Source organism: Kitasatospora mediocidica KCTC 9733, assembly GCF_000744225.1.
Taxonomy (GTDB): Bacteria; Actinomycetota; Actinomycetes; order Streptomycetales; family Streptomycetaceae; genus Kitasatospora; species Kitasatospora mediocidica.
Map to the genome: position 1 here is coordinate 1,087,216 of NZ_JQLN01000005.1, position 15,220 is coordinate 1,102,435.

15 protein-coding genes and 1 riboswitch are annotated in these 15,220 nt (G+C 73.0%); of the genes, 7 read left to right on the plus strand and 8 right to left on the minus strand.

Translation table 11 applies throughout. The annotated features are described in order from the left end of the window. Nucleotides 1-6: 6 nt before the first annotated feature. The 4 genes from BS80_RS18840 to BS80_RS41925 form a co-directional block, all read right to left on the minus strand. Nucleotides 7-720 (minus strand): tyrosine-protein phosphatase, encoded by a 714-nt coding sequence (locus BS80_RS18840; RefSeq protein ID WP_051966778.1) that lies wholly within the window; start codon nt 718-720, stop codon nt 7-9. Next, entirely contained in the window at nt 705-1,412 is a 708-nt protein-coding gene (locus BS80_RS18845) for a class I SAM-dependent methyltransferase (protein ID WP_051966779.1), read from the minus strand. Before BS80_RS18845 ends, BS80_RS18840 begins: the two co-directional genes overlap by 16 nt. A 63-nt stretch (nt 1,413-1,475) precedes the next feature. Then, entirely contained in the window at nt 1,476-2,165 is a 690-nt protein-coding gene (locus BS80_RS18850; protein ID WP_035798902.1) for a sensor domain-containing protein, read from the minus strand. A gap of 95 nt (nt 2,166-2,260) precedes the next feature. Next, the gene (locus BS80_RS41925) at nt 2,261-2,827 is read right to left on the minus strand and encodes a GNAT family N-acetyltransferase (protein ID WP_035798907.1); all 567 of its coding nucleotides are present in this window, start codon (nt 2,825-2,827) and stop codon (nt 2,261-2,263) included. A 51-nt stretch (nt 2,828-2,878) separates the two neighbouring features. Between BS80_RS41925 and BS80_RS41930 the strand changes: the two genes are divergently transcribed. Next, the gene (locus BS80_RS41930) at nt 2,879-3,850 is read left to right on the plus strand and encodes a hypothetical protein (RefSeq protein WP_035798910.1); all 972 of its coding nucleotides are present in this window, start codon (nt 2,879-2,881) and stop codon (nt 3,848-3,850) included. A 14-nt stretch (nt 3,851-3,864) separates the two neighbouring features. Here BS80_RS41930 and BS80_RS18865 read toward each other — a convergent pair whose 3' ends face one another. Next, the gene (locus BS80_RS18865; RefSeq protein ID WP_051966780.1) at nt 3,865-4,839 is read right to left on the minus strand and encodes a M23 family metallopeptidase; all 975 of its coding nucleotides are present in this window, start codon (nt 4,837-4,839) and stop codon (nt 3,865-3,867) included. 11 nt (nt 4,840-4,850) lie between these two features. Then, a riboswitch (cyclic di-AMP (ydaO/yuaA leader) is annotated at nt 4,851-5,014 on the minus strand. A 250-nt stretch (nt 5,015-5,264) separates the two neighbouring features. On the opposite strand from BS80_RS18865, the gene BS80_RS18870 reads away from it, so the two are divergent. The 6 genes from BS80_RS18870 (at nt 5,265) to BS80_RS38630 (ending at nt 12,993) form a co-directional block, all read left to right on the plus strand. Further along, on the plus strand, nt 5,265-5,555 hold the full coding sequence (locus tag BS80_RS18870; RefSeq protein WP_035798913.1) for a YiaA/YiaB family inner membrane protein: 291 nt from the start codon (nt 5,265-5,267) through the stop codon (nt 5,553-5,555). A gap of 109 nt (nt 5,556-5,664) precedes the next feature. Beyond that, the gene (locus BS80_RS18875) at nt 5,665-6,513 is read left to right on the plus strand and encodes an alpha/beta fold hydrolase (protein ID WP_035798916.1); all 849 of its coding nucleotides are present in this window, start codon (nt 5,665-5,667) and stop codon (nt 6,511-6,513) included. Further along, nucleotides 6,513-7,088 carry a TetR-like C-terminal domain-containing protein gene (locus BS80_RS18880; RefSeq protein WP_035798918.1) on the plus strand — a complete coding sequence of 192 codons (576 nt, stop codon included), beginning with the start codon at nt 6,513-6,515 and terminating at the stop codon, nt 7,086-7,088. The genes BS80_RS18875 and BS80_RS18880 overlap by 1 nt, the downstream gene beginning before the upstream one ends. Nucleotides 7,089-7,287: 199 nt before the next feature. Beyond that, nucleotides 7,288-7,515 carry a hypothetical protein gene (locus BS80_RS18885; RefSeq protein WP_035798921.1) on the plus strand — a complete coding sequence of 76 codons (228 nt, stop codon included), beginning with the start codon at nt 7,288-7,290 and terminating at the stop codon, nt 7,513-7,515. 145 nt (nt 7,516-7,660) lie between these two features. Continuing rightward, nucleotides 7,661-9,949, plus strand: coding sequence for a SpoIIE family protein phosphatase (locus BS80_RS37840; RefSeq protein WP_051966781.1), 2,289 nt, complete (start codon nt 7,661-7,663; stop codon nt 9,947-9,949). Between the two features lie 152 nt (nt 9,950-10,101). Continuing rightward, nucleotides 10,102-12,993 (plus strand): beta strand repeat-containing protein, encoded by a 2,892-nt coding sequence (locus tag BS80_RS38630; RefSeq protein ID WP_063772009.1) that lies wholly within the window; start codon nt 10,102-10,104, stop codon nt 12,991-12,993. Between the two features lie 75 nt (nt 12,994-13,068). Here the strand turns inward: BS80_RS38630 and BS80_RS18900 are convergent, their stop codons facing one another. From BS80_RS18900 to BS80_RS18910, 3 genes are all read right to left on the minus strand, one after another. Further along, nucleotides 13,069-13,797 (minus strand): MgtC/SapB family protein, encoded by a 729-nt coding sequence (locus BS80_RS18900; protein WP_035798924.1) that lies wholly within the window; start codon nt 13,795-13,797, stop codon nt 13,069-13,071. Nucleotides 13,798-13,869: 72 nt separating this feature from the next. Next, nucleotides 13,870-14,709: an isocitrate lyase/PEP mutase family protein gene (locus BS80_RS18905; protein ID WP_035798927.1), complete on the minus strand. Its 840-nt coding sequence runs from the start codon at nt 14,707-14,709 to the stop codon at nt 13,870-13,872. Continuing rightward, on the minus strand, nt 14,706-15,191 hold the full coding sequence (locus BS80_RS18910) for a carboxymuconolactone decarboxylase family protein (protein ID WP_035798930.1): 486 nt from the start codon (nt 15,189-15,191) through the stop codon (nt 14,706-14,708). The genes BS80_RS18905 and BS80_RS18910 overlap by 4 nt, the downstream gene beginning before the upstream one ends. Between the last annotated feature and the right edge of the window lie 29 nt (nt 15,192-15,220).

A 15,220-nucleotide genomic window follows, 5' to 3' on the forward strand; every position in this document is an offset into this window, starting at 1 on the left:
TGACGATCAGTCACGGAGCATAGAGCACACGGCCGTCTCCTCCTCGGAGGTCAGACCATGATCGGCCAGATAGCCGGCGACGCTGCCGTGCCGCTCGCGCACCCGCGCCAGCACCCCGGTGATCAGCTCCGGCGTGACCGGGTACGACAGCCGGACCGTCCCGTGCACGTCCACGTACTCCTGCGGGCCTTCCAGCAGGTCGAGGCCCTCGTTGGAGAGCAGGTAGTCGGCGACGATCTCCTCGTCGGGGACGTCGAGCAGGGCGAGCAGCAGGGCGATCACGATGCCCGTACGGTCGCGGCCGACGGCGCAGTGCACCAGGGCGGGCAGCGCGCCCGGTTCGAGCAGCCGGCGCAGGATGGCCACCAGGGTCGGACCGGCGGTGTCCGCGATCAGCGGGTACACCTCGGCCAGCGGGGTGTCGCGGTGGCTGCGGCCGTCCTGGGGCAGGAGGGGGAAGTTGGCCAGATCGACTTCCCAGTCATGGGTGAGGTTGGGAAAGCGCCCGAGCTCGATCGGGTCGCGCAGGTCGACCACCGTGCGCAGCCCCAGCTCCGCGAGCCGTCGGGCCCCCTCGGGCGTCAACTCGGCCAGCCGGGCCGAGCGGTAGAGCAGGCCGGTGCGGACCGGACCGCACCCGCCGACGTCGCGGAGGTTGCGCAGGCTGGGTATCGACAGCAGGCGACTGTCCGGCCGGCGGTCCGTCAGGGATTCGTCCATGGGACAGCACCGTAACGGGGAAGCCGGGACAGGGCGAGGACGTAACGGCGGCGGCCGTCGCCGGGGCGGCGCAGGGTGCGCAGTTCGCTGGAGACGCGGTGCGAGCCGAGGGCGAAGCGCAGCTCGTCCAGGTGCGGGCAGCGGACGCTGTGGCTGTCGTGGACGGGGTGCACCAGCACCTCGCCGCCCGGCGCGGTGACCCGGGCCAGCTCCAGGAGGGCGGTCAGCTGGGCCTGCGGGGAGAAGAGGGCGGGGTAGGCGAAGAGCAGGTAGGAGCTGAGCGTGAGGGCGAAGGTGTCGTCCGCGAACGGCAGCCGCGGCAGCGCGGCGGCCACGTACCCGTCGGGGTGGGCGAGGGTGTCGGCCGCGAACAGCGCGCGGGCCCGGTCCCAGCTGCGCAGGTACTTGTCGTACGGGCGGTAGCGCGGGGCGAGGTAGCGGCCCGGGGAGGCCGGCATCGCGATGGCCATCCGGCGCCGGGCGGCCTCGGCGCGGGCCAGCCGGGTGGAGAGCGGGAGCGCGTACACGGGGTCGGTGGCCACCACCCGGCAGCCGAGCTGACGGGCCTCGGCGACCAGGCCCGCGGCACCGCCCGGGCAGTCGAGCACCGGGCCGGGAGTGGCGCGCAGCGCGGCCCGGCTGAGGCCGAACAGCTGGCAGTACTCGTCCAGCGGCCGCGACGTGATCAGCATGATCGCATCGCACCACGCCCCCGTCCGCCCCGCATCCGCAGGCCCGCAGCGGCGGGGCGGGGGTCAGCCGAGCAGGGTCCGGGTGGCCGCGCGCGGGACCGCGGTCAGGGCCCTGACCAGGTGCGGAGTGAGCAGCAGCAGCCCGATGCCGACCAGGGCGGCGGCCCCGATCTGCCACGGCGAGCCGAGTTCGTAGACGTGGTGCACGCCGTTGCGGCCGACGGTGTCGAAGAGCCGCGCGCCGCTCCAGCCGACGTACCGCGGGAAGACCCAGGCGTAGCAGGGGTAGAGCGCCAGCACCCAGCCGGTCACCGTGAGGGTGACCGTCAGCACGAAGGTCAGCAGCTGCCAGGGGAACATCAGCACCAGGTAGGCCGCGGCCTTCCAGCCCGCCGGGTCGGCCAGCCGCGCGGTGACCGCGCCCCAGCGGCCCGGCCGCCGCTGGACGACCGGACCGGGCCCGGCGATGTCGTCCCCGAGCAGTCGGCGGGCCCGGCCGCGCTCGACCGCGCCGAAGCCGCGCGCGCCGGCCAGCAGCAGCGCCAGCACCGGCAGGCCCAGCGCCGTGACCATCGTGCCGACGCCGAGCGCGAAGAGGGTGACGGTCCAGACGAAGCCGACGAGCGCCACCGGAAGCCCGCCGAGCGCGTAGCCGTACAGGCGGAAGGTCCGCGGCGAGAACGGCGTGTACCGGATGGAGCGGGCCGCGGCGGTGGGCCGGAAGCTGCTGGTGATCGCCTGGTCATTCGTCATACCACCACAGTGCCGGAGCCCGGTGGGCGCCGGTATCCGGTCACCCGGCGGACCGGGGGTGGGGTTATCCCCCGGGCGTCCCCGGTCATCTCCGGTCATCCGCCCTCTGTCGCCCGCCAGTCGTCCTCCAGCAGCGAGTACTGCAGCGCGTCGTACCAGGTGTCGCGCAGGTAGAGGTCGTGCCGGATCCGCCCCTCCAGCTGGAAGCCCAGCTTGCGCAGCACCCGGGCGGAGGCGAGGTTCTCCGGGTCGAGCCGGGCGGCGAGGCGGTGCAGGCCCAGCGTGCCGAAGCCGAAGTCGCAGAGCAGCCGGGTGATCTCGGTGGCGTAGCCCAGGCCCCAGACGTCCTTGCGCAGCGCGTACCCGACGAAGGCGGCGCGCTGGCCCTCGGTGCCGAGCACGGCGTTGCCGATCGGCACGGCGTCCTCGCCGTCGGCGGTCAGCGTCACGGCCAGGCGGTAGACGGTGCGCGGGTCCTTCTCGGCCTCGTCGATGTAGAGCGCGATCTGGTCCGCGCAGTCCTCCCGGTCGCGCGGCTCGAACGGCAGGTACCGGGCGGTCTCGGCATCGCCGAAGACCGCGTGCAGCGCGTCGATGTCGCGCGGCACGTGGTGGAACTCGCGGATGGTGAGCCGCGGTCCGGTGAGCTGTACGGGATTCATGGTGCGTACCGTAGCGCCGGGCAGGCCGCGCGGGCGGTTACCGTACAGGACATGAACGACGACGACCTGCAGCTCCCCCCGCGCCCGCGCACCGCCGACCTGCTGCGCTGGGCCGAGGAGCAGGGCCTGGAACCGGTGGCCGAGCCCGCGGTGGACGCGGTGCTGACATTGCTGGAACTGGGCGACGGTCAGGTGTACGACGGCTTCCCCGAGCTGACCTCCCCGGTGTTGCAACAGCTGCTGTATGAACGGATCCACCTCTATGTGCAGCCCGCCGACGACCTGTCGCCGCTCGCCTACGGCGCGGCGGTGCGGCTGCTGATCGATCATCAGCGAGCGGCCAAACGGCTGAACGCCAAGCGTCACCAGCGGCTGCACGAGGAAGCCGAGTGGCAGGGCGAGCTGCTCGTCGGGCTGCTGCGCCAGCCGCATCTGGTCACCTGGCCTCGGCTGTACACCCTGCTGCTGCGGGCCGACGGGGTGGACACCGGCGACCTGGACGCCGTCCGGGACTGGCTGGACGGCTTCCGCGAGCTGGACGAGGAGCAGCGGATCGAGGCCTTCGCGGCCCTGGAGGCGCTGGACCAGCCGGAGGGCGTGGACGGCTGGGGTCCCGGCGTGCTGCTCTCGGTCGGGATGGCCACCGACGGGGCGCGGCTGCTCCTGGAGAACCGGCTGATGCAGCGCAGCTACCGCAACCTGGCCGGGCTGAACGCGCTGGGCCTGCCGATGCCGCAGGAACTGGCCGGCGACTTCCCCGCGTTCGAGGCGGCCGTGGAGGCGGAGGCGCTACGGCTGTACGGCGAGTGGACGGTCCCGGGGCTGCCGGCGCTGCTGCTGGCGGAGTACCCGGACCTCGCGCCGGAGCCCGGTTCGACCGAGATCGACCGCTACCTGATCGAGCAGGGGTACGCGGAGCAGTACCTCGCCGAGCACGGCTTCGCCGTGCAGGACCCCGCGTCCGACGTCTTCGACTTCGACACCGATATCGACATCGACGAGCAGGGTCCTGCCGAGGCGTAGGGCCGGAACAGCGGCTACGCGGTGACGCCGCGCTGCTGGAGCCAGGGCTGCGGGTCGACGGGGGCGGCGCCGTCCGGGCGGATCTCCAGGTGCAGGTGCGGGCCGGCGGGGGTACCGCCCGGCCGCAGGGCCGGGGCGTTGCCGGTGGCGCCGACCTTGCCGAGCACGGCGCCGGTGGCCACCGGGCCGGAGGCCACGGCGATCGAGGACAGGTGGCAGTACCAGACCTCGGTGCCGTCCGGCAGGGTCTGGATCACCCGGTAGCCGTGCGCGCCGGACCAGCCGGCGGAGGTGACCGTCCCGGCGCCGACGGCGGTGACCGGGGTGCCGGTGGGGGCGGCGAAGTCGAGGCCGGTGTGCAGGTGCGCCCAGGGCGAGGTGGACTGGCCGTACTGCGCGGTGAGCGTGTACTTGCTGGTGGGCAGGGTGAACTCGCCCTGCGCCACAGGCTGCTCGACGGGCTGGGCGGCCTGCTGCGCGGCGGCCTGGGCCTGCGCCTGGGCGTGCGCCTCGGCCTCGGCCTCGGCGGCCCGGGCGGCGGCAGCCGCCTCGGCGGCGGCCTGGGCGGCACGCTTGGCGGCGGCCTCCTGGGCGGCCTCCAGACGGGCGCTCTCCTCGGCGGCGGTGCGGCGGCTGTCGGCCTGCTGCTGGATCCGGGCGGCCAGCGCCAGGCCCGGGTCGGCGGCGTCCGGGTCCGGGGCGTCCTGCTGCGCGGCGTCCGACGCACCGTCAGGAGCGCTGACGGCCGGCGCGGGGGCGGGCGCGGCGGCGGCAGCGGCCGTCGCGGCGGAGAGGCTGGTGGCGCCGAGCGCGGCGGCCATCGCCGTGACCCCGAGGGCCGGGACGCCGGTCCGGGACTGCTTGGGGATCCGGTGCCGGGGCGCCGGGTCGGGCACGGCGGGGTCGGAACCGGCGAGGGGGCCGGTGGCGGCGCCGGTGGAGTGGTCGAGCAGCTGGGTACGGCTCTGCTGGGACTGCGACAACGCCACGGGGGCGCGCTCCTTTCCTTCCCTCTCGCCTACCGGGTTAGCTGACGGGTTCGGAGCAGGAAGGTCTCCTACGGTCCGGCCGGGGCCGAACCGATTCACCCCAAGGAACGGTGGTTCCCCGGCTCCCGGACCCTGCCCGGGGGCATGGTCCTGCGGGATTTGGCGACGGCGCACGGTGCCGTTCGGGTACGGCGTTGCCGACCGCGCTGCGTTATCAAACGTTAATCCTAGGAGGCTCTGATTCCAAGCCGCTTGGCTGGGAATATCACCTGATTCCGAGACCGGGTGGACGGTTTGTCGTGGATATCCGATTCGCCGTCACGCTGAGTGAGAAATTGCCGCCATTTGGCCAGTCGCACAGTTGTGACCCGCACCTGAGTACGCGTACTCAGGTGCGGCGCGGCACAGTTAACGATCCTTCAGCTATGACCACCTCGGTTCAGCCGCGGACCACGTCCGCCTACTACGTCCAGGCCATCGCCTCGTTCGCGCTCTCCGGCGGTTCGCTCGCGATCGGCATCGCCTATCTGCCGGTGAGCGCGTGGATGCGCGCCTTCCTCGCGGTCGGCCTGCTGTACGTCATCACCTCGGCATTCACGCTCGCCAAGGTGATCCGCGACCGTCAGGAGAGCACCGAGATCGTCACCCGGGTCGACCAGGCGCGCCTGGAGAAGCTGCTCGCCGAGCACGACCCGTTCAAGGTCGAGGGGATCTGAACACGGAGCCCGGACCGAGGCCTTGACGGCTAAGGCTATTAGCCTTAGCTTTGTGGATGTCGGCAGCGCCAGACACGGCGCACCGCCAGCCAGGCCAAGGAGGCCCGTCATGACCAGCACCCTCGCCCCGCAGACCCAGTACCTCGACCTCCCCGGCGGCCGGATCGCCTTCGACGACACGGCCTCCTCGCCCGCCGGCCAGGGCCTCGGCGAAGGCGTCCCGATCCTCCTCCTGCCGGGGATGCTCGACAGTCGGACCGTCTTCCGCCACCTGCGCCCGCTGCTCACCGCCGCCGGCCGCCGCGTGATCACGATGGACCTGCGCGGATTCGGCGAGTCCTCGATCACCTGGACCGACTACTCCCCCGCCGCGATGGCCGGCGACGCCGTCGCACTGCTCGACCACCTGGGCATCGAGCGGGCCGTGCTGGCCGGCTGCTCCTACACCGGCGCCAGCGTGGTGAAGGTGGCGGGCACCGTGCCCGAGCGGGTCGCCGGGATCGTCCTGATGGACGCCTTCATCGAGAACCTCCCGCAGAACGCCGTGCAGCGCGCCCTGGTGAAGGTGCTCGGCGCCCTGATCGTCCAGGTGCCCTCGCTCTGGGGCCTCTACCTGAGGAAGATGGCCTACCCGACCGCCAAGCCCGCCGACTTCGACGCGTACGTCTCCGGCCTGGTCGCCGCGCTGCGCACTCCCGGGCGCAAGACCGCCACCCGCGGCCACGTCCACGGGGACGCCTCGCCGATCGGCTGGACCCAGGACGTCGACTGCCCCGCGCTCGTGCTGATGGGCAGCAAGGACCCCGACTTCCCGAAGCCGGAGGTGGTCGCCGACCGCCAGGCGGCGGCGCTGAAGGCCCGCAAGGTGATGATCGAGGGCGCCGGGCACTACCCGGCGGCGGAGTTCCCGCAGGCCACCGCCGACGCGCTGCTCCCGTTCCTCGCCGAGGTGGCCTGATGCCCAGGGCCGGACTGACCCCCGACGCCGTGGTGGACCACGCCCTGGCACTGATCGACGAGGAGGGCCCCGACGTCCTCACCCTGGCGGCGGTGGCGGCGCGCGCGGGGGTCGCCACCCCCTCCCTCTACAAGCACGTACCGGGCGGGGTGGGCGCGCTGCGCCGCATGATCGCGATCCGGGTGACCCACGATCTCGCCGACCGGCTGCACCGGGAGAACGCGGGCCTGAACGGGGACGCGGCGGTCACCGCGCTGCTGCGGGCCTACCACGCCTACGCGGTCGAGTTCCCGCGCCGCTACGCCGCGCTGCCGCAGGCGTACTCGGCGGCCGACGACGAGCTGGTGCAGGCCGGCGCGCGGGTGGTCGGGGCGATCATCGAGGTGCTGCGCGACTACGGCATCGAGGACTCCGAGGCGATCCACGCGGCGCGCACCGTGCGGTCGCTCGCGCACGGCTTCGCCTCGCTGACGATCGCCGGCGCCTTCCAGCTCCGCGAGGACCTGGAGGTGACCCAGGACCGGCTGATCACCCTGCTCACCGGCGGGCTGCGGCAGTGGCCGGGCGGGTCGTAGCGCCGCAGTCCCGGGAGTCTCAAGGTTTATTAACGCCGGCCACCTCGTGTGGTCTAGCCAGGCGATGGGTTCATCCGATAGGAATTCAGTACCAGTTGGTATCGATTCGGGTGGGTACCGAGACCGATTCGTCTCCGGCCTCCGGTCAGACTGACCTGGAGAGGGCCCAGGCCCAGGTAGCAGCAGAGGACGAAGGCCCATGACACAGCCCGGCACCACCCGCGACAGCGGGCAGCTGACCGCCTCCGACGCGATCCCCGCCCAGCGCTCCGCCCTGCGGCCCGCGCCCGTCGCCCGTCCTGCCGACGACCGGCTGAGCTGGGCCGCCGAGGTCCGCCGGGGGTTCGCGATCGTCCGCGGCCTGCGCTCGCTCGCCACCGTCCCCGCCCGGCCGCAGGCCTCGTACGGGGAGTGCGACGGCCAGTAGGGCCCGCTGCCTGCCTGCCGCTCCTCCGCCCCTGAGCTGAATTCCCGCCAAACCAGACGGGACCAAATAGGATATTCAGCAATATGTGCGGCGGCGGACCGCCCCGAACGGGGAGGGCCCGATAGGACCAGTAGAGGGGCCCGCGATGGACCTGACCTCGCCATGGCCGCCAACCCCGGCCCGTTCCGGCGACCCGGCGACCGGCGGTGAGCGCTCCGGCAGCCGGTCCACGGTGAGCTGCCTGCGGATCCTGCTGCGCGCCACCAGCGCGGCCGAGATGCTCGGCACGATCATCGCCGACGGACCCGGCTGGATCACCGGCGAGGGCTCCGCGATCTACCTGCTCGACGGCACCGGCATGCTGCGGCTGACCGTCTCCAACGGGCTCCCCGAGTGGGCGCACGAGCGCTACGGCACCATCGACCCGGCCGGCGACCTGCCCGCCGCCGTCGCCCTGCGCCGACGCGAGCCGGTGCTGCTCGGCCCCGAGCGGACCAGCAGCAACTACCCCGACCCGGTGGCCGGCCCGGGCACCGGACTGGTCGCGATCGTCACCCTGCCGCTGGTGGTGGACGACCTGGAACTCGGCGTCCTCGCGCTCTCGCTGGCCCACCGCGGCACCGTGCCGCGCCGCGACCTGGACGCGCTCGCGGTCATCGCGCAGACCTGCGCCCAGCGGCTGGCCCACCTGATCGACCACACGCCCGCCGGTGAGAACGGCGCACGCGGCGGGGTCCGCACCCATGCGACCGGGCAGCCCGAGTCGTCGGCGGCGCAGCCGCTGCTCGCCGGAGCCGTCCGGGCCGCGGGAGCGGGCGCCTTCGAACGCGACCTGGTCACCGGTGAGACCGCCTGGGAGGCCAACGCCTACCGGGTGGTCGGCCGGGTGCCGCCCGCCGACGGCGGCCCGTTCCCCGCACCCGACCTGAACAGCCTGGTGCACCCCGAGGACCTCGCCGACGTCCAGGCCGCGCTGGTGGACGCGCTGGCCGGCGGCGGCCCGTACCGGCTGGGCTACCGGGTGATCCGGCCGGACGACACGGTCGGCCGGATCGAGGAGCACGGCGAGGTGCTGTTGGACGGGCACGGCCGTCCGGTGCGGATCACCGGGCTGCTCGTGGAGCGCCACCGGGCCGGGTCGTCGCTGCCCGAGCCCGAACCGGCCGGTGCCCCGCCGGCCGACGCCCGTTCGGCGCTGCTGCTCGCGCTGACCCGGGCGCTCTCGCGCGCCGTCACGGTCCGCGACGTCACCGAGGCGATGACCGACATCGCCCGCCCGGCCCTCGGCGCCACCACCCTGGTCCTCGACCTGGTGGACGAGGGACGGCTGCTGCCGGTCTCGCCCTCGGTCTACGGCGGCTCGGGCCGCGGCGAGTTGAACCGGCTGCACGAGCTGTCCAGCGGCGCGGCGGAGCACGCGCAGGCCCGGGCGACGCCGCTGTTCAGCGAGCCGGGCACCGCGGGAGCGGGAGCCGGAGCCGGGTCCGCCACCGGAGCCGGGTCCGCCGCCGACCGGGAGCGGCCGGCCTCCTGGGCGGTGCTGCCGCTGGTCGCCTCCGGGAGGCAGGTCGGCTCCTGCCTGATCACCTTCGCGGCCGAGCGGGTCTTCAGCCGCGAGGACCGCACGCTGTACTCGGCCTTCGCCGGCATCCTCGCGCAGTCCCTGGAGCGGGCCCGGCTGTACGACACCCACCACCACCGCGCCACCGAGCTCCAACGCGCGATGCTCCCGCGCAGCCTGCCGCAGCTGCCCGGCCTCACCTCCGCCGCCCGCTACCTGCCCAGCACCGAGGGCATGCAGATCGGCGGCGACTGGTATGACCTGATCAAGCTCTCCGCCGGCAAGGTGGGCGTGGTGATCGGCGACGTCCAGGGGCACAACGCCGAGGCCACCGCCGTGATGGGTCAACTCCGCAGCGGTCTGCGGGCGTACGCGACGGACGGGCACGACCCTGCCGCCACGCTGGCCCGGACCAGCCGGCTGCTCGCCGAACTGGACACCGAACTCTTCGCCACCTGCCTCTACCTCACCCTCGACCTCGCCGACGGCACCGTGCACGGCGCCCGCGCCGGCCACCCGGCGCCGGTGCGGATCTCCGACGGCAAAGCCGCCGAACTGGACCTGCCCGGCGGACCGCCCCTCGGCGTGGACCCGTGCGCCGCCTACCCGCTGGCGGTGGAACGGCTCGGCCTCGGCGAAACCCTGCTCACCTACACCGACGGCCTGGTCGAGGACCGCGCCGAGGACTACGACGAGTCGGTCCAACGGATGCTCGGCGGCCTGGAACTGTGGAGCCGCCAGACCGGCCCCAGCCGGGTCGGCCCGGCAACGGCCCTGGAACGCCTGGCCGACCTGCTCACCCTGAACGTGACGGAACGCAACTCCCGCCCCGACGACGTCGCCCTGCTCCTCCTGCACCGGACGGGGAGTTAGCGGCCGGACCGGGCGGTCGGCGAGCGGTCGGCGAGCGGTCGGCTCCCTTGGTCGGCACCCGCAGGGCCTCTGCTTCAATGAGCCGTCCGCATACGCGCGGACGGCGCACCCGGCTGGGAGACCCCGGGGCGCTCCAAGGGGGCGGAGTGAACATGTCCATCAGAGAGTTCAGATCTCAGCGGGGCCTGCGCCGCTGGGTGGCGGTCGCCGCGGTGACGATGGCGATGGTCGCCTCGGCCGGCACCGCCGCGACGGCGACCGCGGCGACGGGCGCGCCCAGCGCCGCGCCCACGACCGGCACACCCACGACCAGCACGCCGAAGGCCGTCAGCACCGCGCCGAAGGCCGCCGCGGCCAAGCCGCACATCTCCCTGCCCGAGCAGCACGACCTGTCGGGTGCGTTCGTCCCCGCCGGGCCGACCCGGCTGCTCGACACCCGCGACGGCACCGGAACACACGGCCTCGTCAAGCCGGTGGGCAACAACCCGCTGCTGCTCGACGTCTCCCAGGTCACCGGCAACCCGTCCGTCACACCCACCGCCGTCGTCCTCAACGTCACCGTCACCAGCCCCACCTCCGCCGGCTTCCTGACCGTCTACCCCTACGGCGGGAACGTCCCCGGGACGTCGAACCTCAACTTCACCGCCGGGCAGACCGTCGCCAACCAGGTCACCGTCCCCGTCGGCACCAACGGCCTCATCGGCATCGCCAACTTCGCCGGCACCGCCGACGTCATCGCCGACCTCGCCGGCTACTACACCCTCGACAAGGCCGCCGCCACCTACGTCGCCGACGGCCCCGCCCGCGTCCTGGACACCCGCGACGGCACCGGCACCGCCGGCCACCCCGCACCCATCGGCACCGGCAAGAGCGTCGCCCTCCAGATCGCCGGCATCGCCGGCGTCCCCGCCACCGGCGTCACCGCCGTCACCCTCAACGTGACCGCCACCGACACCAGCAGCCAGGGCTTCCTCACCGTCTACCCCGACGGCAAGAACGTCCCCACCGCCTCCAACCTCAACTTCCTCGCCGGCCAGACCGTCCCCAACCTCGTCACCGTCCCCGTCGGCACCGACGGCAAGGTCGACTTCTACAACTTCGCCGGCACCACCGACGTCGTCGCCGACCTCGCCGGCTACTACCTCGCCGGCGCCCCGCAGACCGGCGGCGTCCTGCGCACCCTGGACGCCCCCACCCGGCTGCTCGACACCCGCGACGGCACCGGCACCAGCGGCAAGGCCGCCCCCATCGGCACCGGCAAGAGCATCGGCCTCCAGGTCGCCGGCAACGCCGGCATCCCGGCCGCCAACGTCACCGCCGTCGTCCTCAACGTCACGGTCACCAACGCCAGCAGCCAGGGCTTCCTCACCGTCTACCCCGACGGCAAGAACGTCCCCACCGCCTCCAACCTCAACTTCCTCGCCGGCCAGACCGTCCCCAACCTCGTCACCGTCCCCGTCGGCGCCGACGGCAAGGTCGACTTCTACAACTTCGCCGGCACCACCGACGTCATCGCCGACGTCTTCGGCTACTTCAGCGCGGGCGACCAACTCGCCCTGACCTCACTGAACTTCGCCACACCCACCGTCGACGCCTCGGCCGGCTACACCCCGGTCGCCGTCAACTGGACGCTCACCGACTCCAACCCGGCCGCCACCCAGACCGGCGGCGAGATCGTCATCCGCCAGCAGGGCAGCACCCCCGACACCTACATCGGCCAGCCCTACGTCGTCCCGTACAGCTCCACACCTGGCGGCGTCGCCGGAGCCACCTTGGTCTCCGGCAACGCCGCCAACTCCAGCTACTCCTACACCTTCTCCGTGCCGCGCTACGCGGCGTCGGCAACCGCCAAGTGGGCCGTCACCCTGGTCAGCGCCTTCGAGACCACCACGCAGCAGCAGCTGGTCCTGGCCGGCTCCGCCCTCAGCGGCTACGGCGACGTCCTCACCGCCACCGAGGCCGTCTCCACGGTCACGCCGACCTACAACAGCCTTACGCTCATGGGCATCCCGTCCAGATACCTGTACGACGGCGTCAACACCATGGCGGAGTACGAGCTCGCCGTCCAGGACATCCAGTCCGGCTTCGGGCAGGGCACCCTGACCCTCTCCGGCCCCGGCGGCCGCACGCTGAGCACGACCTTCGCCGAGATGACCAACGCGGGCGAGTCCTCCTGGCCCTGCCTGCACGGGGTCTGCAGCTTCATCGTGGTGTTCCCCGCCGGAACCGCTGGCGGGGTCTGGGCCGTGTCCACGATCGCGCTGACCAACAACGCGGGCCAGACCCGGACCTACAGCAACCTCAACGCGGTGCCGCTCACCCTCACGTCGAACAGCACGCTCAGCGCGGACCACTTCACCGCCACCCCGAACCCGGTCAACTCCTGGCAGGGGAACACCCCCTTCCAGGTGTCCATGCACGTCAACGGCGCGCAGAGCGGCGTCCAGACGGTCCAGCTCAGCTGGGCCAGCTGCTCCGAGGTATCGGCCACGCCGACGCTCAACGCGGACGGCAGCTACTCGGTACAGGCCGTCATGTACCAGTCGAACAACGGCCAGCCGAACTCCTGCCATCTGACAGGCGTCAGCATCCTCGACGGCGCGGGCAACGTGGCGCTCTACGGCTCGGAGTTCGCCGCGCCGGATCCCGGATTGACCGTCAAGAGTGTCGCCGACACCACTCCGCCGACCGTCACCTCGGCCGCGCTGAACGTCACCAGCATCGCCCAGAGCAAGGCCGCGATGCAGTCGTTCGTCGTCACCGCCAAGGTCAACTCCCCGACCGCGCCCGTCAACGGGTTCAGCAGCTACCTCTACGACAGCACCGGCACCATCGTGGGCCAGTCCTTGATCGGCACCCCCATCACACCAGGACCGGACGGGACCGTCCGACTCAATGTCAACGTGCCCAACCCGATCCCGGTCGGCACCTACACCATCGGCTTCAGCATCAACGATGCCGGCTGGCTCAGCAGCTCCTACGGGATGCCCGGCACTCCACCCGTCCCCGGCGGACCGCTCACGCTGACGGTCACCGCGGGCTGACGCCTCGCCGCTGAAGGCACTGGGACCAGGCCCGAACAGGGCCTGGTCCCACAGTCGTCTCCCGCCTCCAGGCGCCTACGCGAGGGCCTCGGCGTCGGGTTCCTGGCGTTCTTCGCTGAGGTGCCAGTGGAGGTCGCGGACGCCGGGTTCCAGGGAGAGCCGGGTGATCAGTTGTTCCAGGGCGCGAGCCGGGTCGCCGGTGACGGCCACGGTGGCGCGGATCTTGGTGGTGTGGTCGTCCTCTCGGCGGGCGCGCAGGCCGGTGGGGGTGAGGCCGGAGGTGCCGAGGGCCTGGAGGAGGAGGGCGCGGACCTGGGGTTCGGCCTTGCGGTCGCAGAGCAGGTGGATGCTGGCGCGGACGCCCTCGATGTCCGGGTCGTCCTGCGGGACGCGGTCGATCAGGCGGCCCGCAGGGCGCAGCACCAGGTGGACCGCCAGGACGCCCAGCGTGCCGAGCAGGGCGAAGAGCAGGTTGCCGGAGGCCGCCATCACTCCGACGGCCGCCGAACACCACAGCGTGGCGGCGGTGTTGAGGCCGCGCACGCTGGCGCCGTCGCGCAGGATGACGCCGCCGCCGAGGAAGCCGATGCCGGAGACCACGTAGGAGGCGACCCGGGTGGTACTGCCGGGGTCGAGGACCGCTTCGCTGTAGAGGACGAAGAGCGTGGCGCCGGCGGCGACCAACGCGTTGGTGCGCAGGCCCGCCATCCGGGCCCGCCACTGGCGTTCCACGCCGATCAGCGCGCCGCAGCCGACGCCCACGGCCAGCCGGGTGAGGAAGTCCAGGGTGCTCAGGGTGGCCACGGGGCACACATCCTTCGACGGATCTCGACGGATCTCGACGGGTCTCGACGGTGACGGCGGACGACACCGGTCCTAGCTGAGCAGGGCGTTCAGCTCGGGGTAGTTCAGGGTGCCGGCGAGGGCGTCGTACGTGCCGGTGCCGAAGAGTTCGGCCGCCGCGCGGCGGACGGTGTCGAAGGACGCCAGTGCGAGGGCCGCGCCCGCGCTGATCCGGGCCACGCCCAGGGCGGCCAGCTCGGGGACGGTGGGCGAGCCCGGGCCGACCATGACGTTCAGCGGCAGCGTCAGGGTGGACGCGAGCAGGCCGATCGCCTCGGGCGGCGCCTGAGGGACGAAGATCCCGTCCGCGCCGGCCTCGGCGTAGGCGGCGGCTCGGACCAGCACCTGCTCCACCCGGGTCGCGGGGTCGCCGACGCGGTACAGGAAGAGGTCCGTCCGGGCGTTGATGAAGAGCGGGATGCCCGCCGCGTCGGCCGCCGCCCGGGCCGCCGCGATCCGGGCCGCCGCGTCCTCGACGGTGCGCAGCGGGGTGCCGTCCGGGTAGGCCGGGTCGCTGCCGTGCAGGCCGTCCTCCAGGTTGATGCCGACCGCGCCGGCGGCGAGCACCTGGTGGACGCTCAGCGCCACCTCCTCGGGCGTGGCGCCGTAGCCGCCCTCCAGGTCCGCGGTCACCGGCAGGTCGACGGCGGCGGCCACCCGGGCGGTCAGCTCGACGGTGCGGTCGCGTCCCAGGCCCTCGCCGTCCGGTGCGCCGAGCGCCCAGGAGACGCCGGCGCTGGTGGTGGCCAGGGCGGCGGCCCCGGCACTCGCCACCACCCGGGCGGTGCCCGGGTCCCAGACGTTGGCGAGTACCAACGGGCGCCCGGGCACGTGCAGTTCGCGCAGCGCGAGGGCCTGGTCGCGGCGGCTCATGCGTCGGTCCGCGGCGACGGGCTCATCCGGGTAGTGATGGCGATCCGGTTCCAGGCGTTGATGGTGACGATCAGTGAGATCAGCTTGGCGAGTTCCTCCTGGGCGAAGTGCCGGGCGGCCTCCTCGTACACCGCGTCCGGCACATGGCCCTGGGTGATCAGGGTGACCGCCTCGGTCAGCGCGAGTGCGGCCTGCTCCCGGGCGCTGAAGAACGGGGTCTCGCGCCAGGCCGGCAGCGCGAAGATCCGGTGCTGGGCCTCGCCGCCCTTCAGCGCGTCCGTGCTGTGCATGTCGATGCAGAAGGCACAGCCGTTGATCATCGAGGCGTGGATCTTCACCAGCTCGGCGAGCACCGGGTCGACGCCCGCCTCGGCCGCTTTGTTCAGCTCGACCATCGCGCGGTAGACGTCCGGGGCGAGCTGGGGCAGCGGCAGGCGCAGAGCGGGGGCGGGCACGGTCGCGCGTTCTTCGGTGGCGGTCATGCGGCCAACCCTAGGGAGTAAGTGGACCG